Annotated in this window: 15 protein-coding genes; 9 read left to right on the top strand and 6 right to left on the bottom strand. The window is 37.1% G+C overall.

All coding sequences use genetic code 11. From position 1 onward, the window contains the following. Positions 1-58: 58 nt before the first annotated feature. From AC27VX_RS06255 to AC27VX_RS06230, 6 genes are all read left to right on the top strand, one after another. Positions 59-1,237: an acyl-CoA dehydrogenase family protein gene (locus tag AC27VX_RS06255; protein WP_236858974.1), complete on the top strand. Its 1,179-nt coding sequence runs from the start codon at positions 59-61 to the stop codon at positions 1,235-1,237. 163 nt (positions 1,238-1,400) lie between these two features. After that, positions 1,401-3,353, top strand: a complete 1,953-nt coding sequence (locus tag AC27VX_RS06250; RefSeq protein WP_488694466.1) for a T9SS type A sorting domain-containing protein — start codon at positions 1,401-1,403, stop codon at positions 3,351-3,353. A gap of 400 nt (positions 3,354-3,753) precedes the next feature. After that, positions 3,754-6,546: a TonB-dependent receptor plug domain-containing protein gene (locus tag AC27VX_RS06245; protein ID WP_488694447.1), complete on the top strand. Its 2,793-nt coding sequence runs from the start codon at positions 3,754-3,756 to the stop codon at positions 6,544-6,546. Between the two features lie 22 nt (positions 6,547-6,568). Beyond that, positions 6,569-7,789, top strand: a complete 1,221-nt coding sequence (locus tag AC27VX_RS06240; protein WP_488694444.1) for a DUF4876 domain-containing protein — start codon at positions 6,569-6,571, stop codon at positions 7,787-7,789. Position 7,790: 1 nt separating this feature from the next. Then, a complete protein-coding gene (locus AC27VX_RS06235) occupies positions 7,791-9,305 on the top strand; it encodes a DUF6850 family outer membrane beta-barrel protein (protein ID WP_236858965.1) in 1,515 nt (504 codons plus the stop codon). Positions 9,306-9,318: 13 nt separating this feature from the next. Beyond that, on the top strand, positions 9,319-10,455 hold the full coding sequence (locus AC27VX_RS06230; RefSeq protein ID WP_236858962.1) for a cytochrome-c peroxidase: 1,137 nt from the start codon (positions 9,319-9,321) through the stop codon (positions 10,453-10,455). A gap of 118 nt (positions 10,456-10,573) precedes the next feature. Here the strand turns inward: AC27VX_RS06230 and AC27VX_RS06225 are convergent, their stop codons facing one another. From AC27VX_RS06225 to AC27VX_RS06200, 6 genes are all read right to left on the bottom strand, one after another. After that, complete coding sequence (locus AC27VX_RS06225; RefSeq protein ID WP_236858960.1) at positions 10,574-12,940, bottom strand: patatin-like phospholipase family protein; 2,367 nt, start codon at positions 12,938-12,940, stop codon at positions 10,574-10,576. Between the two features lie 184 nt (positions 12,941-13,124). Further along, positions 13,125-15,812 carry a PD-(D/E)XK nuclease family protein gene (locus AC27VX_RS06220; RefSeq protein ID WP_488694441.1) on the bottom strand — a complete coding sequence of 896 codons (2,688 nt, stop codon included), beginning with the start codon at positions 15,810-15,812 and terminating at the stop codon, positions 13,125-13,127. Then, entirely contained in the window at positions 15,809-16,345 is a 537-nt protein-coding gene (locus AC27VX_RS06215; protein WP_488694439.1) for a DUF922 domain-containing protein, read from the bottom strand. The genes AC27VX_RS06220 and AC27VX_RS06215 overlap by 4 nt, the downstream gene beginning before the upstream one ends. Beyond that, on the bottom strand, positions 16,345-16,749 hold the full coding sequence (locus AC27VX_RS06210; protein WP_488694437.1) for a hypothetical protein: 405 nt from the start codon (positions 16,747-16,749) through the stop codon (positions 16,345-16,347). Before AC27VX_RS06210 ends, AC27VX_RS06215 begins: the two co-directional genes overlap by 1 nt. A 62-nt stretch (positions 16,750-16,811) precedes the next feature. After that, positions 16,812-17,447, bottom strand: coding sequence for a 16S rRNA (guanine(527)-N(7))-methyltransferase RsmG (gene rsmG / locus AC27VX_RS06205; protein WP_488694435.1), 636 nt, complete (start codon positions 17,445-17,447; stop codon positions 16,812-16,814). Between the two features lie 100 nt (positions 17,448-17,547). Further along, a complete protein-coding gene (locus AC27VX_RS06200) occupies positions 17,548-18,384 on the bottom strand; it encodes a GLPGLI family protein (RefSeq protein WP_488694433.1) in 837 nt (278 codons plus the stop codon). Positions 18,385-18,560: 176 nt separating this feature from the next. Between AC27VX_RS06200 and AC27VX_RS06195 the strand changes: the two genes are divergently transcribed. The 3 genes from AC27VX_RS06195 (at position 18,561) to AC27VX_RS06185 (ending at position 23,506) form a co-directional block, all read left to right on the top strand. Next, positions 18,561-19,754 carry a pyridoxal phosphate-dependent aminotransferase gene (locus AC27VX_RS06195; protein ID WP_236858947.1) on the top strand — a complete coding sequence of 398 codons (1,194 nt, stop codon included), beginning with the start codon at positions 18,561-18,563 and terminating at the stop codon, positions 19,752-19,754. 34 nt (positions 19,755-19,788) lie between these two features. Continuing rightward, positions 19,789-22,728, top strand: coding sequence for a M16 family metallopeptidase (locus AC27VX_RS06190; RefSeq protein ID WP_488694431.1), 2,940 nt, complete (start codon positions 19,789-19,791; stop codon positions 22,726-22,728). Between the two features lie 145 nt (positions 22,729-22,873). After that, on the top strand, positions 22,874-23,506 hold the full coding sequence (locus AC27VX_RS06185; RefSeq protein ID WP_047098363.1) for a peroxiredoxin: 633 nt from the start codon (positions 22,874-22,876) through the stop codon (positions 23,504-23,506).

Raw genomic sequence — 23,506 nt, 5'->3', positions numbered from 1 at the left:
TTCAAAAAAACTTTCAAGACACCACGAAAAATGTTACTTTTAACAAAATCAAAAAATCATGTCATATTATCCTCTTACAAGCATTCCCGACTATTATGGAATTGATGCTTTACTTACCGAAGAACACAAACTGATCCGCCAATCTGTAAGAGACTGGGTGGAAAGTTTTGTAATGCCGCAGATTGATCAGGCCGCTCAAAATCATACAGATCTACCTGGCCTTATGAGAGAACTAGGGAAAATCGGAGCATTAGGTCCGTATATCCCTGTTGAGTATGGAGGTTCAGGATTAGACCAGATTTCTTATGGTTTGATCATGCAGGAACTGGAAAGAGGAGATTCTGCAGTACGTTCTGCAGCTTCAGTACAAAGCTCTCTGGTTATGTTTCCAATTAATGAGTTCGGTTCTGAAGAACAAAAAAAGAAATATCTGCCGAAGCTTGCTGCCGGAGAAATGATTGGGTCTTTTGGATTAACTGAGCCTAATCATGGTTCTGATCCAAGTTCTATGGAAACTTATTTTAAAGATATGGGAGATCATTATCTTTTAAATGGGGCTAAAATGTGGATCACCAACTCTCCTCTTTGCGACATCGCAGTAGTGTGGGCAAAGAATGAGGAAGGAAAAGTACAGGGGCTGATTGTTGAAAGAGGAATGGAAGGTTTTACGACTCCGGAGACTCACAATAAATGGAGCTTAAGAGCTTCGAAAACAGGAGAATTGGTATTCAATGATGTAAAAGTACCGAAGGAAAACCTGCTTCCGGGCGTAACAGGATTGAAAGGGCCTTTGTCTTGTCTGAATTCTGCAAGATATGGAATTTCGTGGGGAGTAATTGGCGCAGCTATCGACTGCCACTGTACGGCTGTTCAGTATGCTAAAGAAAGAAAACAGTTTGGTAAGCCAATTGGTTCTTATCAGCTTCAACAGAAGAAACTGGCTGAGTTCCTGACAGAGATCACAAAAGCCCAGTTATTATGTCTTCAGCTAGGAAACCTTAAAAATGCACACAAAGCAACGCCTGCTCAAATTTCTATGGCAAAGCGTAACAATGTGAATATGGCTATTGAAATTGCAAGAGAATCAAGACAGATTTTAGGAGGCATGGGAATCATGGGAGAATTTCCAATGATGAGACATGCAGCCAACCTGGAATCCGTAATTACATATGAAGGGACTCACGATGTTCATTTGTTAATTACCGGTTTAGATATTACGGGAATCAACGCTTTTTAAATAAAAGCAAACCATATACTGAAAGAGTCTGAGCCATTGGTTCAGACTCTTTTATTTTACTCACATTAAAGAGAATTGATATTCGCTGAATAGTTATTGATGTATTAATATTTTCATTAATTCATTAAAGTTATTACCTTAATACCGCCAAAAAGATATCAATATGAAAAAAATCGCTACTTTCTTATTAGGGATTTCAGCTCCATTCTGTTTTGCCCAGCAGGCTGGAGATTTGGTAAGCGCTGAAGAGAAGCTGGATTTAACTCCACAGGGAGTTGTCAATTTCATAGCTAATAATCTTGGTGAACAGAATGCTCCGGATTTTGTGAGCTATCTCAACAGTTTCAATGTTGGATTAAAAGGCTATAAAATCACCTATTACACTAAAAACGAGAAAAATGTTCTTGTAAAAGCAACCGGGCTTTTGATGTATCCTAGTGTAGGTTTCAAACTCTCAACAGTAGTATCGGACCACGGAACTACTGATAGCAGACACAACGTTCCCTCCAATTTCAAAGGAGCTTTAACTGCCGGATTTGTAGTTGAACTTTCTTATGTACTCAATGGCTATATTTTAATGGCACCTGATTATGTAGGAATGGGAACCGGAGAGGGAGTTCATCCTTATGTGGATTATCCTACGGAAGCGGGAGCCACTGTAGATTTCATCACAGCAGCCAATAAAGTATTGGCCCAACTGAATGTAAAGCGTTATGATGAGTATTTTCTAGCAGGATATTCTCAGGGAGCCCATGCTGCAATGTCTACATTAAAGAGATTAAGTATTTCAAATCCGGATAATCTCAAGTTCAAATATGCTTATATGGGGGATGGACCTTATGATTTCTCAGGAGTAACTCTACAAAAAGGAGTACTGGAAAAAGACATCTATCCATTCACTGCATTTCTGGCCAATGTTCTGCACAGCTGCAACAATACGGGTTTTAAAACCTATAACAATGATATTTCGGAGGTAATTTCTGCAGAATATATTGACCGGTACAATTATCACGTGGCTCAGGATAACGGAGGTTTACTGTGGGGACCTGTTGTATGGAGAAAACTCTTTACCAACAGCTTTATCCATGATGTCACCAACAATCCGAACAATAAGCTCAGACAGTGTATGAAGCCTAAAGATGTGTATGACTGGTATAATAAAACTCCTATGACTTTGGGGCACTCTACAGTAGATTTAGCCATCCCTCCGGAAAACACATCCAAAACTATTGATGTGCAGCGTGGATATTATCCGTGGTGGGATCTTAATAAATATAAACTGGATTCTTTTTACTGGGGCCCTATAGGACATGTAGGAGGAATTCTTCCATTCACATTAGCTTCCAATGCAAAGTTTAATGCGCTGAGAAGTGGCGGATTGCTCAATCAATGGGCAATAGCAGGATCAGTTTTTGGCAAACAATCAGATGTTCCATCAGAAAAAACTTCTTTATTCTCATCCCAGATAAAACCTGAGCTGGGAAATATGCAGCTGGTAGAAATTACAGATTTTAATCAGGAAAAAACAATGAAAAGATCTGCTGATGAGCGAAGTTTATCTTCTTTAAAAGATGGGGTTTATCTTTTAAAAGTGACGGAAAATAATGAAGATAAAATGCTTCCCTACATTAAAACCACTCCAAAAGAGATTCAGGAAAATGAAATCGTACAGGCTGAGAATAATGCTGTCTTAAAATTGAAAATAGACCAGGATGAACTTGCTGCTGTATATATTTTTGATGAAAGCAAAACACTGGTAAAAACTATTTCTAAAGAAGAATATCGGAACACAGGAGGAATCAGTTTAGAAAATCTGGGTAAACAGAAATATACTTTTGAAGTAGCCACTCCATTTTATAACCTTCAATTAAGTAAAGCCATATATATCAACACCTTAAAAGAAAGAACAGATATCTTTACGCAAAATAGACAGATCAAAATAAAATCAGGCAATAGTATTAAAAATATCAGCATATATACCATTTCAGGAGCTTTAGCTGTACAGCAGGAAGTTAATACCTCTCTTTATGAATCCAAAGGTTTAGAATCCGGAGTTTATGTGGTACATGTTACTCTTCTTAACGGAGAATCCATTCAGCAGAAAATTAAATTATAACACTTATTCACTTTCTATAATATCATTTCATTTTAAGTTAATTTTTGCACTTCAGTAATGGAGTGCTTTTTTTGTCAATAAACATTGATGAGTCATAAAATGGGTACTTCGAGAAATGCTCATCTCCTGCCGGTTACAAAAAAATGCTCTTTTTAATAAAATCTGTATTTATAATTATAAAATAACTCTAAAAAAAAGATTTGAATATAAATCTAAAAAACACTTTAACTAAAGCATTTTAAAACACAATAAAACAGATATTTTAAATACGGCAAATATTCTTAAATGATAATTTTTAAAATTTGTTGTAAATGATTTTTATCAATTATTTTAAATTATTCTAAATAAAATTAGCAAACTTATACTGAGCCTCCTAATTTTGCCGAAAGATTAATGCCAGATGGTTCACAACGATTCCCAATTCCTTTTCAAATCCCGATTTTTAACTTTCCTCTTCGTCTTCATTACCGCTGCAGCCAGCGCACAAGACCATTCCTTTACGATTATCATTGAGGTAAAAGATGCCGAACTGAAACCTGTAAAAGAAGCTGAAATCAACATCTTCTCAGCAGAGGCTAAATACACCACCTCCAGCAATGACAAAGGAATTGCTGCTATAGATATTACACCCGGAAAATACAAAATTGAAATCCATAAAAACGGAAGCCTTGGTTATACCCATACTCTGTCAGTTAAAAAGGCTGAAACATTCTCTGTCTCCCTTAAAGAAAGAATAAATACTATTGAAGAAGTTGTCATCACAGCAAAAGAAGGAAAAGGACTCACCTCTTCATCCATTATCAGCCAACGCGCTATGCAGCATTTGCAGCCATCGAGCTTTTCAGATCTTCTCGAACTTCTTCCCGGAGGAAGATCAAGTGACCCTGTTCTGAATCAGGTCAATAGAATAAGTCTTCGTGAAACAGGCAGGCCCGGCAGTGATTATAATACTTCTTCTATGGGAACGACATTTCTGGTTGATGGTGCCCCGCTAAACTCTGGTGCCAATCTCCAGTATACCTATGATTTCTTGGACAAATCCAACAATGGGCTCAAGAGAAGACTTAACATCACAAGTGGTGTCGATATGAGAAGTATAGCTACAGATCAAATCGAACGTGTGGAAGTTTTGCGGGGAATACCTTCTGTACAATACGGAAATTTAACCTCCGGTATTGTAAAAATCACGAATAAATCAGGATATACAAGATGGAAAGCAAGATTTAAAGCAGATGGTTACAGTAAACTTTTTGCAGTAAGTAAAGGTTTTGAAAACAAAGAAAAGGATCTGAAAATCAATGCAGGACTGGATTACCTGAATGCAAAAGCTGATCCCAGAGACAGACTTGAAAATTATAAGAGAATTACAGCTAATCTAGCTATTGTAAAAGAGAAAAAGCATAATAAAGGAACTTCAAGATGGCAGACCAGTCTTAGCTATACCGGCTCGCTGGACGGATCCAAATCTGATCCTGATGTCGATTTATCTGAGCTGAACTCTTATGAGGTCAACAATCATCTTGTAAGCCTCTCCAATCTGTTTACTTATACTAAAAATGAGCCTTCGTTTTTTAGATCAACAGAGATTCAGGCTACTGTTAACCAAAGATTTGACAAAATAAAACAGACCAAATTCATTCAGTTAGAGAATGCTACAGCTTTTCCACTATCCAAAACAGAGGGTGAGTATGATGGTTATTATCCTGAGCCGAGATATATTTCAAATTATAAAGTAGACGGAAAACCTCTTGATGTATTTGTAAAAATGGTAAATAACTTTCAGGCTGATTTTAAATCAGTTAGAAATGAATTCAATGCAGGATTAGACTGGCAGCTGAGCAAAAACTGGGGCAAAGGGCAGCAATTTGACATTTATAAACCTATAGATCCTAAAGCGACTTTCAGGCCCCGCGCCTATCGCGATGTTCCGGCTTATATTACCTCTGCATTGTTTCTGGAATCTATCAGTACGGTAAAGACAGGGAATCATCAGTTGATATTAGCCCTTGGAATAAGAGGAAATTCAATGATGAATCTGCCTTTTCAGTTTAAAATGCACGGAAAAATGTATTTTGATCCCAGAGCAAATCTTCAGTGGGAGCTTCCTTCATTCGAGTGGATGAATAAAAAAGCACAATTGGCTGTAACACTGGGATATGGTAAACAAAGCCTGTTCCCGGATCTTAATCTCCTGTATCCGGAACTTATTTATAAAGATATTCAGCAGCTGAATTATTTCCACAACACTCCGGAATACAGGAAAATTAATTATAAAACGTTGATTTACAATCCGCAGAATCCGCAAATAGAGCCAGCTGTGAATGAAAAGTTTGAAGCAAGGATAGATTTCAGCTTAGGAGCCCATCAACTTTCTGTGACTGCTTTTAAGGAAAATATGCATAATGCTTTCCGTTCTATGAATGAATATGCTGTGTATCAATACAAAAAGTATGACACCTCAGGAATTGATCACAATACAATCACCTCTCCACCGGACGTAAACTCACTTCCCTATCAGACTGTAAGTGAAAACTTTATTTACGCCACCCAGCGAAATGGCAGTAAGGTAGACAAAGAAGGAATAGAGTTTCAATATTCATCAAACAGAATTTCAAAGATCAATACAAGATTTACCGTCAGCGGAGCCTGGTTCCGGACTCAATATGGCAATAGCCTGCCTGTTTACAGAGGAAGAGATTTAGTCATCAATGGAAGACCCTATCCCTATTTAGGATTATATGAAGGTATGGAGCCAAGCTCAGTGAATGAAGTTTTGAATACCAACCTTATGATGGATACTTATATTCCTGGTCTGGACCTTGTCTTTTCTTCATCTTTCCAGTTTTCATGGTATTCTATGAGAAAATTACTTCCCATGAACGGTGTACCCAGCTATTATGTGGATCAGAATGGCAGCATCTTCCCTTTTAATCCGGATACAACCAAAGGTACCCTGCTTGAAAATCTGATTATTGCTCAGAATCAAGATCTGTACAATGCGTCCAGAAGACCGATGGAAATGAACCTCAACCTGAAAGTCACCAAAAGCTTCAGAAATAAAGCCATCGTAGTCGCTATGTTTGCCAACAGACTTTTCAGTTACTACGCTCCTTACCATCTCAATGGTTTCACAATCAACAGAAAAGGAGCTTATGATCCATATTTCGGGATGGAAATCAATTTCAATTTATAGACAATTTCAATTTAATACAATTATGTTAAAACAATTATTTAGAACACTATTACTATTGTGTGCTGTAATCACTTTTACAGCATGTTCTTCCGACTCCAACGAGGCTCCGGAAGCACAAACGTCATTAAAACTGGAGCTTAAAGTAGTTCCTGAGAACATCCAGGTAAAAGAATATAAACACCTTACCATAAGTTTCAAAGAACTGAACACCGGTTTTACCACTACTAAAGAACTTAAAAATACGAATACACTACAGGTTTCTCTTCCTTCAGGAACGTATCATATCATTGCGGAAGGCAGTATTCTTTATACTGATAATTCAGGATCTATTGAAGCTAAAGTAGCGGGAGTACAGACAGCAATGGTGATCAATGGCAAAGAAATCAGCAAAACAATAGCTCTTTCTCTAAAGGCAGGAAGCAACACTGATCTGATTCTTGAAGAGGTGTTCTTTACCGGAACAAAAACACCACAGGGAGCGATGTATTTTGGAGATCAGTATTTTAAAATCACCAACAATACAGACCAGACTTTATATGCTGACGGAATGCTATTGATCCAATCCAGCTTTATGACCAGCGAAAAACAGGAATACAGCCCCAATATTATAGGAACCACCCTATCTGCCGGAGCCATTATCAGAATCCCTGGTACGGGAAACACTTATCCTGTAAAACCGGGTGAGTCTATTGTCATCGCAGAAGATGCTATTAACCATAAAGCATTTAACTCGTTATCTGTTGATCTTTCCCATGCTAACTTCCAGATTTTCAAAGAAGATTCCGAAGATATCGACAACCCTGCTGTTCCGAAAATGGTCAACGTTTTTGAAAAAATGGTGATTCACACCCAAGGATATTATGCGTATGCTTTAGCACGTATGCCTCAGGGAATGACTAATGAAGCATTGATCGCTCAGAACACCTATACTTATAATTACAATCTGAGTTTCGGAGGTGATGTATATCCTATGGACGGAACCGCTGTGAAAATTCCTAACGAATGGATTGTAGATGCTGTGAATCTAAGTGTACAGGATTCTTTCCAATGGCTGGTAACATCTCCTTCTCTGGATATGGGATGGACTTCTGTGACCTCATTTGACGGAGATAAAAACCGTTTCGGAAAAGCAGTACGCAGAAAAGTGACAGGACAGAACATGGAGGGCAGGAATATCTTTAAAGATACCAACAACTCCACAGTAGATTTTGATCATGGGGTAAAACCATCTTTATTTAACTAAAATGAAACATTTCCTTTCCATATCCACCCTGCTCATCTCATTATCAGGTATAAAACTTCAGGCTCAGGTGAATGACTCCATCATAGGGAAAATACGTGAGGAATACAGCTATGAAAGGCTTATTAAAAACAGTATAACTGCAAATCCAGCCAGCCGGCCGGGGGCAAGAAAATACAGCATTACCACTTTTAACGTTCTGACTGAAAACAGCAATACTCCCCAGCAAATACAGCAAAAAGGCAAAGGAAAAAACCTATGGGGAGCCGAAGCCCAAACTTTACAGATTATTGATGATAAAACTACGGTCTGGGGCGATGCTTCTTATACACAGGGAAAGAACAAGCGGATGGTATGGAACGAAAATGCTGATTATGATCTCATCTACCCTTATGTAGCAGCCGACAGTGTAGGTGGTGATATGAAGTTTGAAAGCTACCGTTTTTCAGGAGGTTATTCCAAAAAGATCAATGTATACACTATAGGAATAATGGGAAGTTATCATGCCACCCTCAGTTACAGGGATATAGATCCCCGCCCAAAGAATACGGCAGCAGATTTCTCTTTAGCACTGGGAGCTAATAAGCTGATGTTCAAAAAATTTAAAATAGGGATTTATCTGGATGCTGAAAAATACACTCAAAAGCATTATCTGAGCTTTGTCAGCAATCAGGGCTACCCTATGATCTATAATATGAGCGGACTTGGGAATTATAACGAACTGCTTTCAGGAAAACTTCGCCAGGCTTACTATGAAGGCTGGTCATATGGCGGAGGTCTACAGATCTTTGAAGCAGATCACAGAAACTGGTATCTCAATATTGGACTGAAAAAGTTTAATCTTGATAAACTGTTGACGGAATATTCGGATCTCAATGCCTCAAAAATTGATGAGCAGCAATTTACTTTCTCAGCAGGAAAGTTTTTTGATTCGGGTAAAATATTCTGGGGCATTTCAGCTGAAGGAAACAGCATAGAAAGAAAAGGAACAGAGAATCTGTTTCTAAATGAGAATTCCAGAAATTACATTCAGATAGGTAGTGCAGAAAAATACAATCACAAAATAAATAATATCACTTTCAGAGGGCTTGTACAGACAGGTAATGAAGCGTCAAAATTTTCTTTCGTTCCGTTCTTCGGCTGGATTCAGGAAAAAGAGAAATACAGCAGCCCAATATCAAGAATTGAATTAAGTAAGCTTATTTACGGTGCGGATTATCAATGGTTAAAAACTTTTTCATCCAGTCAGGCATTGTCTTTCTTATTAGGGGTTTCAGCAAATAAAGTATATCAGAAAGACCGTCAGTTCAATATATCCGCAAAACCATCTATCAATGATATGCTGCAGGAAAATTATGCTTTTCAGTCTTCAGATTTCTGGCGGGCAAAGCTTGATATTCATTTTCATTTCAGCTTCCCTGTTGTAAAGAACGCTTTTGCAGGAGGTAAAATAATGTACACTAATTTCAATAATGGCAGCAATGTTTTATTTGCAGCAACAATAGGAAGTATTTTTTAAATTTAAAAGCATCATGAAATTTTCAGATCTTAAATTGGTTGTCCTCCTCGGAGGCATTTGTGCCTTCTTTATGCAGCATACAATCCAAAAGTATAGTGTGGATTATGGAGAGGTAGCAGAACAGTATAAAAAACCAGTGAAATATTGGCCAGGGCCTTCAGTGGATGCAGATGTTGACTGGAAAGAATTTGAAGCCATAGAATGGGATTCCAATTATTATGATACACAGGAAATCCCAGAGGTAATATTAGGGAAAAAGCTTTTTTTTGACCCAAAACTTTCATCATCCAGCCAGGTTTCCTGCAGCAGTTGTCACAATCCTGAACTGGGTTGGGCAGACGGCCAGGAACTTGCTTTGGGTAATGATCATTTACAGGGAAAAAGAAATACACAATCTCTTTTCAATATTGCGGACAGAACATCCTATTTCTGGGACGGAAGAGCCAAAAGTCTCGAAGAACAGCTTGTAGGACCCATTTCTGCCCATAATGAAATGAATATGAAACCGGAAAAACTTGCCGGAAAGCTATCAAAGTACAAGGAGTACAGAGAGCTTTTCAAAGAGGTTTATCAGAAAGACAAAATTACATTCGATCAAATAGCCAGTGCATTAGCTGCTTTTCAAAAGACGATAAGGAGCCAGCCAAGTAAACTGGATAAGTTTATCAAAGGAGACTATAAAGCCATGAGCGATAAGGAAATTTACGGTATGCACTTATTCCGGACCAAAGCAAGATGTATGAACTGCCATTATGGAAAAAACCTGACGGATGAATCTTTCCACAATATAGGACTCACCTACTATAAACGCGAGTATGAAGATCTTGGTCTTTATCATATTACCGGAAAAGCAGATGATGTAGGAAAGTTCAAAACCCCATCTTTGAGAGATCTCACTTATACCGCTCCATGGATGCATAACGGACTGATGGATGATATGCATGGAATTGTAAGCCTTTATAATAGCGGGATGCAGATGATTAACCCTACTGCTGAAGAAAAGATGGCAGATCCCAATTTCCCGGTTACAGATCAGCGGATGAAACCGCTAAAGCTCAACGAACAGGAAATAGATGCTGTAGTTGCTTTTTTAAAGAGTATATCCGGAAGTTATTACAAAATGCCGCGTCCGGAAATTCCGCGGAAATAGCTTTATATTTCAAATTAATAAATAGTTGATATCATTAATTATAAAACCCCTTATTTAAACTGACAATTTAAATAAGGGGTTTTATTGTAAGGTCATTTAAATTGGTATAAAGATGATCTTAAAATTTAAAGCCAATACTTAGATATATCCTTGAAAAATCAAGTTGGTTATTTCTGGAAACATTAATACTGATAGGGCCTATGAGTGATTCATATCCGAGGTTCACTCCGTAGCCAAACATCTCAAAACTATCATTAAAAGGAGAAAACTCCTCACTCACTTTACCATAGCTGAAGGAAGGTGTAAGGTATAATCTTTTCATAATTCTATACTGAAGAGCCAGAGATGCCTTCGCCACAGAAGTCATAGGCAGCTCTTTCTGGCGGAGCCCGTTGAATTCAGGACTCAATAGGTCATAGTTATATTCGCTTCCTCCCAGATTATATTTCTGATTCAGAAAGAAATAAGGAATTTGATCTTCCCTTTTTGCACCAAAACTTGCTCCTATGAAAAGATTTGCTTTTGCCGCTAATCTTCTTGTAATTGGGTAGGCAAAATTTTCATTCAAAGTAAAAGAAACCAGATTTTTAGGCTGATAGTAATAAGGTTCCTTCGGATTCAGTATAGGATATAAAAGAGGCTGTACAGTTTCCAGATCATACAATTGATATTCATCCCCGTAATAGAACCTTGTGCTTAGCTGAAGATGATTCCCTTTGGTAAAGAAGTATCTTTTGTTGAGGTTATTCTGTTCAAACTTCAGAAAGGTATTAAAATTGCTGTGATTGTAAAGCTTTTTACTGTAATTATCTATCCTGGACTGATCTACTTTATCCAGCAAAGTATACATTCTTTCAGTACTGAATTCCGTTCCCACAGAGATAAAAGCGTTAGAGCTCACATTGTAGTTAAGAGCAATCTTCGCAGTAACATTTCTGTAAATATGGTTAGGAAATCGGTCACCACTATCTTCATTACCTACATCATAAAGTCGGAAATTCAAATCATTACTCTTAAGACTAACCATTTTAGCCTCCACATCAAACCATAAGCGCTCTCCACTGTTTAAAAACTGCTGGTAAGCTAATTTAGCTTTAAAACGCTCTGAAATATCCAATGTTGCCAGGAATCTCGACCTGTTTAAAAGAATATTCCGGTATGTATAGTTTACAATAATACCAACAGACTGTTCTGTATCATAATGCATCGCCAGTTTAAAAGCTCCTTTTTTAGCCCTTTTCACAAAAATATTCATGGCAAGAGCGTCACCTATATTGGTATACGTGTAATATACTTTTACATATTGGCGCATTCCAAATATTCTGTCTATTGCTTCATTAACGGTTTTCACATCATAATATCTGCCTTCTACCAGCCCCATTTGCCTTTTAAGGACTTCAATTTCTCCTTCATCTTTAATTGGAGTACCATCTTCTTCATTAAAAGTGAATTTCGTGGTAGGAAGCTTTACTTCTTCAATCATCTGATGGTCATATTTAATCCCCAGTTTCCGTTGGGCTTCTGCCAGTGCTACGAACTCCGGAAGATGCTTTCTGGCCTCTAATTCTCCAATTTTAATGATCTTCCTGTATTTGGCAAAATCCTTTGTGGTGATATCTCCCAGCGGGTCTACAAAGTCAACCAGAATATTGGACAGTCCTTTCTGATGTTTAAAATCTTCCACAGAACGTATAGCATGGGTCTGATAAATCATTTTCATCGGATTCTCAATTTCCTTTTTGGTGAAAAGACGAAAACCGGTATATCCTCCAATTACAAAATCTGCCCCCATCTCACGAACTTCATTGGCTGGATAATTTCTGTCCAATCCTCCATCTACAAGGAGCTTTCCATCAATATAAACAGGAGCAAAAGCTGCCGGAATTGCTAATGTAGAACGAATAGCCAACGGTAAAGATCCTTTTTTCTGCATGATTAATCCACCATTTTCAATATCGGAAGAAGTAAGCTGTATAGGAATCCTCAACTTACTGAAATCATTAATATGTTTGGTATTGAACGTAAGAGTATTAAGAACCTCTCCCATATACTGCCCTTCAATATACGAGCTGGGAAGAGTGGGAATTCCTTTTACTACAGGAAATTCAAGAATGTATTTGTCATACTCATCCTTTTCACTGATATTAACTTTGCTGTAAGGTATTTTGTTACTCAAAATCCTGTTCCAATCTACTTTATAGACCGTATGTTTCAGCTGGTCTGCATTGTAGCCCATCGCATACAGCCCGCCAAGAATACCTCCCATACTGGTTCCTGTAATGTAATCTACCCGAATCCCAAGAGAATCTATCATCTTCAAAATACCGATATGGGCAAAGCCCTTTGCTCCACCACCGCTGAGTGCAAGACCAAATTTAGTATCTTTAGTTACATTTTGAAGCGCAAGATCCAGAGAATCATTCCTTTGTTGAGACTTGCTGATAAAAGAAAAAATTATAGCTAAAAATAATAGGCTTTTTTTCATGTGTACTCCTTAGTTTGTTCCCTCCGAACTTTAAAATTTTACCGAGGGATAAAGATACATAAAAAATATACTGCTCTATTGACCATTTTCATGAACAAAATTCATAGGTTTTCACAGGAGAAAAAAGACAATCAAGACACTGGTTATCAGCATTAAAAACCACACCTTGTCATATTAAATATGTTTAATATGCTTTCACCGTTTCTACAAAATTAACATCCGGATTCAGGATCTCAAGAATAAGACTTTTGACCGATTTCATGGCATCATCAATATTTCCTTTATCAAACTGTAGAGAAACCATTCCTTTTTTAGCATCAGCAAAACTCCAGATCCCTGTTTCTATCGGAAATCCCCAAAATTCGGGAAGATGCTGCACTACATAATGATAAATACACAGCTGAAGCGCTTGCTTTCTCTCGCTGTTATGGAAGTATCCTTCTACATTTTCACTATCAATTTTTACAATAAGATTTTTAATTTTAGCAGTTTTATAATCAATAATTCTTAAAGTTCCATTCAGTTTATCAATTCTGTCGATAAATCCGAAGAAGGAAATTTTATCATTTCCCTCCAGATAAAATTCTACATCTTCAAACTTTCTTTCGATATCCACAATCTCCAGTTTATTACCGCCTCTTATCAGTTCAAGATCATGATTGAGAACATTTTCGATAACCTTCTTTGCAATGGCCTTATGGATATAATTCATCCCTTTTTCATAGAACTCAGGCTGATGCTTAAGCTTTTCTATAGCAATATTTATATACTGATCTATTGCTTTAACTGAATTCAATAAATCGCTTTCTTTTAGAACTTTACCCTTTAACACCTCATAAACTTCTTGAAGCGTATAATGGACCAGATTTCCATAATTTTTTACAGATAGCTCCTCTTCTATTTCATCCGTTTCTGAAGTTTTTAAAATTTTGGACAAATAAAAATCTATCGGATTATAGAGGTAACTTGTAAGGTGAGAAGCAGAGACCTTTTCCTTCCATTTCTGAAGACGTTCCTGTACAATCGGAGTCTTTGAAATTTCTACAGGCTTTGTAGCAATTGGCTCTGAGGAATTCTCAATAATCAGATGCTCTATCCGATGCGAGCTCTCCATTTCCAGCTGGGTAAGGAAACGGCTTTTCTCTCCGGTATTTACTCCTGAGCTTAATGCATTGTATAGCAAATGGACATTCTTTGCATCCTGAATCAGCCTGTAAAAATGGTACGCATAAATACTGTCATTTTCAAGGAATGTATGAAGGTCAAAGAACCTGCGGATATCGAATGGAATATAGGTATTCTGAGAGTTTCCAAGAGGCAGTTTACCCTCGTTCACAGAAAGCAGAATAACATTTTCAAAATTCAGAAGACGCGTTTCCAGCAATCCCATTATCTGTAGTCCGCGTAAAGGCTCTCCCTGAAAATCTATACTTTCAGAATTAATATGCTGATTGATCAGAATTTCAAGAGTTTCCATTCTGATTTCTATATTATACGGCGTCAGCTGATTTTTAATGATCCTGAATGCGTTTTCAAAGTGGGATACGTTCTCGTACTGAATATCATCTATTTCCAGCCATTTCACCTCCTGACAAAACTCAATAAGCCTATCCAGATAAGCCTGAGTACCCGCTGCTTTTTGAAGGAGCCCAAAGTAAGAAAGTTCGCTTAAAAGTTCTTCTAAAAGCTTTTTAGAGATGTAAACAATATTCCTCTCTTCTACTTTTGTTTTAAAATCATCAATAATCTGCTCATCTTCCACAGATTTGGGAAGCTCTTCCAAAATAGGGAAAATATCCCTGTAGTAGTAAGATGACTTGTTTTTTTCCAGCTGTTTCTGCAGATAGAAAAGTCTTTTTACCGCATTGGAGAAAGAAAGGTTCTTCAGCGGAAACCCCATTGTAATATTAAGATTTTCCACCTCATGCATCACATCCAGACTCGCAGGAAGAAGATTTTCATCCAGCAGTACTACCGCTGTATTGGAATAGGTCTTATTAGTAATTTCTTTGAATATCTCAGGGAGAACCTTCGTTTGGGTCACATTTCCGGAGACTTCATATACTTTGATGTTCTTTGGCTGGCTAAAATCATCTTCAATCCATTGAAAAGCTCTGTTGTCATCAAATTCTTTCCATGTTTTATGGTTTCTGAGAAACTTTCCGGCTTCCTGTCTTTCATCATCAAAATAATAACGGTCTGCCTGAAAAAAGCACTGTGCTTTATTCCATTGCAAAAGACTTCTTACCAGTTTTTCCTCCACCGGAGTAAAGGCGTTAAAACCACAAAAAACAAAATGATCGGAAGTGTTCTTCGCAAAATCTCCAATTTGAATTTTAGCCGTCTCATGGATCATTCCTGAGGTTGCCCAGTTCTTCTCCTGTAATCTATGTTTTAATTCCGGAAGAAAAACATTCATATTCTGCCAGAAATTAAGGAATTTCTTTCTTGGAACATCATCATCCTCACCCAGGTCCTGAGCCCATTCTTTGATCCTTTCTTCATCAAACATATACTGCAGAACAGCCTGGTCGCTGTCTGAGAATTTCAGGATATCATCCCAGTCCTTCTGCAAAGTCGGAAACCACTTCAGAAAATCCGAAAAATTATCTCTGGGGATAAGATTCAGACTCCGGTATACATCAAATGAAAAAAGCCAGAGCGGAATTCCCTGTATGACCTGTTTATCTGCAATGGTATTGATAAGCTCCTCAATCGTAAAAAAATTGGGAAGAAGTCCGGAGTAGTTATTTTCCTCAAGGATTTGTCTTATAAACACAATAGGACGTTTACCCGGCAGGATAATGTTAAACACAGAAAGATCCGTATTTTGTGCCAGCAGTTCGTGAATGATCTTATTAAGGAATTTCAAAGGGATTGATAGCTTTTTAAGTTTTCTAATTCTTCAGAAATAGAGGCATTATACTCTGCCTGCTTTTCTTTATCTATACCATGACGCGTATCTCTGTCATATGCAATCTGAAATTTTTTATACTCAATGGAGAATTCATCATAAATAGTTTTAAAATATTTATGATAATCTGCTGAATTTCTGATTTTCTCTGCAACAGCTTTTCTGAATTTTCTTACAAACAGCTCAGCAATATCAAAATGCTTCTGCTCATGCAGCAAAACATAGTCATTGATTTTGGTGGTATCTTTCCAGGATTTTTCTTCATTGAAGACTGTTTTCAGCTCTATGGTAACTGGTAACTTCGGATTGCCGGATTTAACGACGGATAATTCCCAGCCACAGTTGGTATGGGCCACAACATTTGCGTTAGTTTTCCTGCTGACAGGACTTTTAAAATTATCCCACATTAGCTTTTTGCCTTCTTTCCAGATAATTGTCTGTCCAAATGCAACAGGGAAAGCAAGTAAACACAATATAAAAGTCAATTTCATTATTCTACCACAATAGTTTTGCTGATCCAGTTTTTACCACCGTTCCAGAATCTGAAAGTATAACTTCCTTTTTTTTGCGGGCTGAAGTTGATCTGGCTGGCACCTGTGTAGCTTTCTTTTTTACATGGTCCGCTTGTTGTATATTTATAAGCCGTAACGGTTCTTTCAAGATTATTATTGTAAATATAATCATATCCGTAAAAGCCCTCACAGTGCGTTGGATAGGTGGAATAGGTTTTTATGCTTTGTATTGCAAAAACAGCCATAGTATCGTTAACAATTTTCACGCTGTCTATTTTGATTTTACCAATAGTTTCAACCGTTTCATAATCATCATCATTACACGATACGAGAAACAGGCCGAACAATAATGCTGAAAATCCAAGATTTAAAAAATTCTTCATAACCTTCAATTTTTTGATTATTAACAAATATTTAGCAAAAATTATTCCCCAATCATAAAAAATCAGGAACTAAAATTACCTTTTGATACGTAAACTACTTTTTTAGTATCAAAAAATTCTCCATCAAAATAGTGTTTAAGGCTGAAAATCTCACATTTAAGTCCTGCAAGTTCTTCTGCGAGATCACCACCTTTTAAATATAAAATCCCGTTATGTTTAGGATTAAACTGTTCTTTTTCAAATTTTCCTTTCAGCCATCTCAAAAATTCCGGCATCTGGGTAACTGCTCTGCTTACTACAAAGTGGAACTTATCTTTTAATTTCTCTGCTCTTCCATGGATGGCAGTAACGTTTTTTAATCCCACTCCTTCTGCAACAGCATTTACCACGTTGATTTTCTTGCCAATAGAATCGATCAGGGTGAATTCTGAATCAGGAAACAAAATGGCTAAAGGAATTCCGGGAAAACCTCCTCCGGTTCCAATATCCAGTACTTTAGTTCCCGGAGCAAATTCCATCACTTTGGCAATTCCCAAAGAATGCAGTATATGCTTTTCATACAGCGATTCCATATCTTTTCTGGAAATTACGTTGATCTTCTCATTCCATTCATTGTACAAAGTCTCAAGCTGTTCAAACTGTTTCAACTGTGTTTCTGTAAGATCCGGAAAGTATTTTAATAGTAACGATGTAGACATGTGAATTATTATAGTCTGCAAAAATAAGTTTTTATTGGCTTTATTCAAATTTTAACCGTAGTTATATTCAAAAATAAAGCTGTCCCAGGTATTTCTATATTTAATTTTGCTCAATAGGATTATTACTCTTCATAAGGCGTTTTGCCATTTCCGCGTCTATATTTCCTTTGCCTGACTTTTTAAGCTCATTCATATTAAACCGGGTGATGTAGCCGTCTTTCAACTGTATTCCCATTGTTCCTGCTTTTGAGTCCATATTAAGGCTTTCAATATCATCAGGACCAAAAGTATAACCAGCGATAAGCTTTTTGTACTCGCCATCTTTCATTTTCTTGCTGCTTTTGGGTAAAAGATCAAACATTGACTTTATTTTTTTAACCTGAATCAAGCTGAATGAATGGTTATTTTCAATATCATTCACCTTTACAACAAGCCCCGGAAGACCGCTGAATTTATATGGGCCATCACTGATCGGATAATCTTTACTGAACCACGCCTGCCACTTTCTGCCTTTATAATCTGCTATTGCTTTCTGGCAGTTCATACCATTTATCTCTATAAATTCTTTTTGTACTTTCCACTTGGGAATATCATGATCTTCAATCACAAGATTGATGCCTTTAAAATTATCATACAGATTCAGTTTTTTACCGGAATATTCTTTTTCAATAGTATAATTCAGATTCCTATCGTAGCTTTTATTTTTAAGCAGAGCTGAATAATTTTTGTCCAGACGATATACAGAATCTCTTTCATACTTCACTGCATTATAAAAATAGGATTTTTTCCCGTCAGAATCAAGATTCATATAGTCGGTAACTACAGAATCCTTTTTTGTGATATCCGGTTTCATTTTATATTCATAGACAAAACGGTAATTCTGGGCTGAAAAAAGGGATATAGATAATAAAAAAATGGTTTTGAGTACTTTCTTCATGGATTAAGTTTTTGCTAAAATAGAATTAAATTAATTAAAACAATCAAAAGAAATCATTATTATTCCAAATACGGTGATTTGATAGAAACCTGATAAATATCTTCAAAGTAGCTTTCTTTTTATTCCTCCCGCAAAACGTTTTTATTATATATTTGTTAAAAATCAAAAAAGCATACATGGATAAACTTTCAGATAGAGTAAAAAGATTAGGATACTCACAGACTTTTGTAATGTCTAACAAGGCCAGAGAAATGAAAGCCAGCGGAATAGACGTGATCAGCCTTACTCTCGGTGAGCCGGATTTCGATGTTCCAGACAATATCAAACAGGCCGCTTTTGATGCCATCAACGAAAATTACAGTCACTACTCTCCTGTTCCCGGATTTTTGGAACTGCGTGAGGCTATTGCCCATAAACTAAAAAGAGACAATCAATTAGAATATAAACCTACTCAGATCTGCGTTTCCAATGGTGCCAAGCAGGCCATTATCAATGTGCTGGCAGCCATTATCAATGACGGGGATGAAGTTTTGCTTCCGGCTCCTTATTGGGTAAGCTATGACGAAATGGTAAAAATGATGGGCGGAAATTCTGTAATACTTCCTACATCTTATGTAACAGATTTTAAAGTTACGGCAGAACAACTGGAAGAAGCCATCACAGATAAGACCAAAGCCATACTTTTCAGTTCCCCATGTAATCCTTCAGGAGGATATTATACTTATGAAGAGTTGAAGTCTATTGCAAAAGTGGTTGCTAAATACCCCAATATCACGATCATCTCGGATGAGATCTATGAATATATCAATTACGAAACAAAGACAACTTCTATAGCACAGTTTCCTGAAGTATACGAGCAGACTGCCGTGATCAACGGAATGTCAAAAGCTTTTGCAATGACAGGATGGAGAATCGGGTATTCAGCATGCCCTGAATGGCTGGCAAAAGCATGTGAAAAAGTACAGGGGCAAATGACGAGCGGAGCCAACACTGTAGCACAGAGAGCCTCCATCACTGCATTAAAAACAGATCCATCTGAATACAAATACATGATTGACGCTTTCAAAAAGAGAAGAGATCTGGTTTATGAACTGATTAAAGAGATTCCCGGATTCAAAGTATTACTTCCCAAAGCGGCTTTCTACTTCTTCCCGGATATTTCACATTATATCGGTAAAAATTTAAACGGAACTCAAATCAATAATTCAGATGACTTTGCGATGTTCATTTTAGAAAATGCCCACGTAGGTTGTGTAGGAGGATTTTCTTTCGGAAGCCCGGAATGTATCCGATTTTCATACGCTGCTTCTGAAGAAGATTTAAGAGAAGCAATGAAAAGAATAAAAGAATTATTAGAACAATTCAACTAAGAATTAAATAAAAATAAAACACAGCACCACAACAATGAATTTGTTTAAAAAACTAACAATCGCTACAAGCATCGCCGCTGCAAGTTTTGCAGGGTATGCTTTTGGACAGGATTTCCAATGGAAAGAAGCTACTTCTAATGGTTACAAATACAAGTATGTAACCAATGACCCAACGTCCGCAAGATATTATACTTTAAAGAACGGACTGACTGTCATTTTAAGCCCTACCAATAAGGATCCGAGAATTCAAACTTATATTGCCACAAAAGCGGGGAGCAAAACAGATCCTGCAGATCATACCGGCCTTGCCCATTATCTGGAACACATGCTTTTCAAAGGTACCAATCAGTTTGGTTCTAAAGACTGGGCTAAAGAAAAGCCGCTTTTGGATAAGATTGATGCTCTTTATGAAAAATACAATCAGACCAAAGACGAGGCTAAAAGGAAAGAAATCTATAAAGAAATTGACAAAGTTTCCGGAGAAGCTGCCCAATATGCGATTGCTAATGAATATGACAAAATGATGGCAGGCATGGGTGCAGACGGAACCAATGCTTTCACTTCTTTTGAGCAGACCGTCTACACAGAAGATGTTCCGGCCAATGTTATAGACAAATTCCTTGCTGTACAGGCAGAAAGATTCAGAGAGCCTGTTCTCAGGCTTTTTCACACAGAGCTGGAAGCAGTATATGAAGAGAAAAACAGAACTCTGGACGATGATGGAGACAAAGTATACGACACAATGTTTGCCAGTCTTTTCCCTAATAACAATTATGGAAAGCAAACAACCATAGGAACGATAGAGCATCTGAAGAACCCTTCTCTTCATGCTATAAGAGATTACTACAACAACTATTATGTTCCCAACAATATGGGGATCATCATGTCAGGAGATTTCAACCCGGATGAAGTGATTGCAAAAATCGACAAATCTTTCTCTTACATGAAATCCAAACCTGTTCCTGAATATAAGGTGGGCCAGGAAAAACCTATCACATCGCCTGTTGTAAAAGAGGTTGTAGGCCCAAATCCTGAAAGCGTAATGCTTGGTTTCAGATTTCCGGGAGCCTCTACAAAAGATGCCAGGTTATTGAATCTTGTAGGAAATATGCTTACCAACGGTCAGGCAGGGTTAATAGACCTTGATCTTGTAAAAAAACAAAAACTATTAGGCGCCTATGCTTTCCCCTATACTTTAAAAGACTATTCTGTGTTACTTCTACAAGGGAAGCCCACAGAAGGGCAGTCTTTGGATGAAGTAAAAAACCTTCTCCTTCAGGAAATAGACAAACTGAGAAAAGGAGAATTTTCTGATGATCTGATCCAGTCTATTGTCAACAACGAAAAGAAAAGCATTATCCAGAAAGATGAAAAGTATTCATCAAGAGCAAGCATTCTGATGGATGAGTTCACTTCTGATGTTGATCATAAAGCAATGTTGGAATATGTAGACGAAATTTCCAAGCTTACTAAAAAGGACATCATGGATTTTGCGTCCAAATATCTTCAGAATAATAATTACGTAGCTGTCTACAAAAGAAAAGGAGAAGATAAAAGCATCGTAAAAGTAGACAAACCTACCATTACTCCCGTTTCTGTAAACAGAGAAGACCAATCACCTTTCCTAAAAAAGATCGATGAAATGCCTGAAAATGCTATTTCTCCGGCATGGTTAAACTATGACAAAGATATTGCGAAAAATAAACTGGGAGAAGTAGATGTTCTTTCTGTGAAAAACACAGACAATGCGCTTTTCAGAATGTATTATTATTTTGATTCAGGAAAATGGAATAACAAAATGCTTCCACTGGCCGCAGAATACCTTCAGTATTTAGGTACTAAGGACAAATCTTCTGAAGCAATAAGTAAAGAATTCTACAAACTGGCTTCCAGCTTCAATGTAAGTGCTGGAAATGAAGAAACTTATGTGACCTTAGAAGGGCTAAATGAAAACTTTGACCAGACCATTGCTTTATTTGAACATCTGATTAAAAACTGCCAGATAGATCAGAAAGCCCTGGATGCTTACAAAGCAAGACTAAAGAAAGCCAGAGCCAATGCAAAACAAAACAAGGCAGCTATTATGGCAGGGCTTAGAAGTTATGCACAATATGGCGCACAGAATCCATTCAACAATGTATTAAGTGATGCGGAACTGGATTCTTTGAAAGCGGAAGACCTGGTAAATGTTCTTCATGACTTATTTAATTTTAAGCATAAAATACTTTATTACGGACCAAAATCAGGAAATGAAACGGTAGCATCTTTAAAACCTATCCACCAGCTTCCTGCAACATTGAAAGACCTTCCTAAAACAAAGACTTTTACTCAGATCTCTACAGATAAAAACAAAGTACTATTTGCTCATTATGACATGGTACAGGCTGAAATCTTCTGGGTAAGAAACTCTGACCAGTATAATCCTACCATAACGCCTACTGTAAGCCTGTTCAACAATTACTTTGGAGGCGGAATGGGTTCTATTGTTTTCCAGACAATCAGAGAGTCTAAAGCATTAGCCTACTCTACTTATTCTTATTTTGCACTTCCCAATAAGAAGACAGATAAAGATATGATCATGGCTTATGTAGGAACTCAGGCTGATAAATTCAACGAGTCAACCGCAGCGATGAATGAGCTTTTGAACACACTCCCAAAATCTGAGCAATTATTTGAAACAGCAAAGAGTGGATTGAAAAAAACAATCGCTTCCGAAAGAATTACTCAGGATGGTATTATTTTCTCTTATTTAAAAGCCCAAAAGCTTGGTAATAATTTTGATATGAGAAAGAATGTATATGAGCAGGCTCCTAAACTATCTTTTGCAGACATCAATGCCTTCCATGATAAAGAGATGAAAAGCAAAAATTACACCTATTGTCTTGTCGCCGCTCAAGACAAAGTAAATGAAGCTGATATGCAAAAATTAGGTGAGGTAAAAAAACTCAATCTAACTGAAGTATTTGGTTATTAAAATAAACAAAAGCCCTGATTTCAGGGCTTTTTTATATAACAACACATCAAAAACAATTATAGATTTTATTTATCAATATTCATTTGTTTGATAGATAAATCTTTCTATCTTTGCCTAAGAAAATTAAATATAAAAACAGAAAATTATGTCTTTAGTAGGAAAAAAATTCCCGAATTTAACAATTGATGCTATGTCTGAAATGGGTGATGATCTGAGAATCAACATCCTTGATGAAGCAGTAAACAACCAACAAAAAGTTCTTTTATTCTGGTACCCGAAAGATTTCACTTTCGTTTGCCCGACTGAACTTCACGCTTTCCAGGAAGCTTTAGGTGAATTCGAAAAAAGAAACACTAAAGTAATTGGAGCTTCTTGTGATACAAACGAAGTACACTTCGCATGGTTAAACACACCGAAAGACAACGGAGGTATTGAAGGAGTTACTTATCCACTTTTAGCTGATACCCACAGACAATTGGCTAATACATTAGGAATCGTAGATCAGGATTTTGAATACAATGAAGAAGGAGAAGAAGTTTTCACTGGTTCTAATGTAACTTACAGAGCGACTTACCTTATTGACGAAACTGGAAAAATTTTCCACGAAGCGGTAAACGATATGCCTCTTGGAAGAAACGTAAAAGAATTCTTAAGATTAATTGACGCTTACACGCACGTTCAAAAGCACGGTGAAGTTTGCCCGGCAAACTGGGAAGAAGGAAAAGACGCTATGAAAGCTGACAGAACTTCTACAGCAGAATATCTAGCTAAGAACTAA

Source organism: Chryseobacterium sp. 14P4.3.2 (assembly GCF_057799275.1).
The sequence above is the reverse complement of the archived record's forward strand: the minus strand, read 5'-3'. Positions and strand labels throughout refer to the sequence as shown.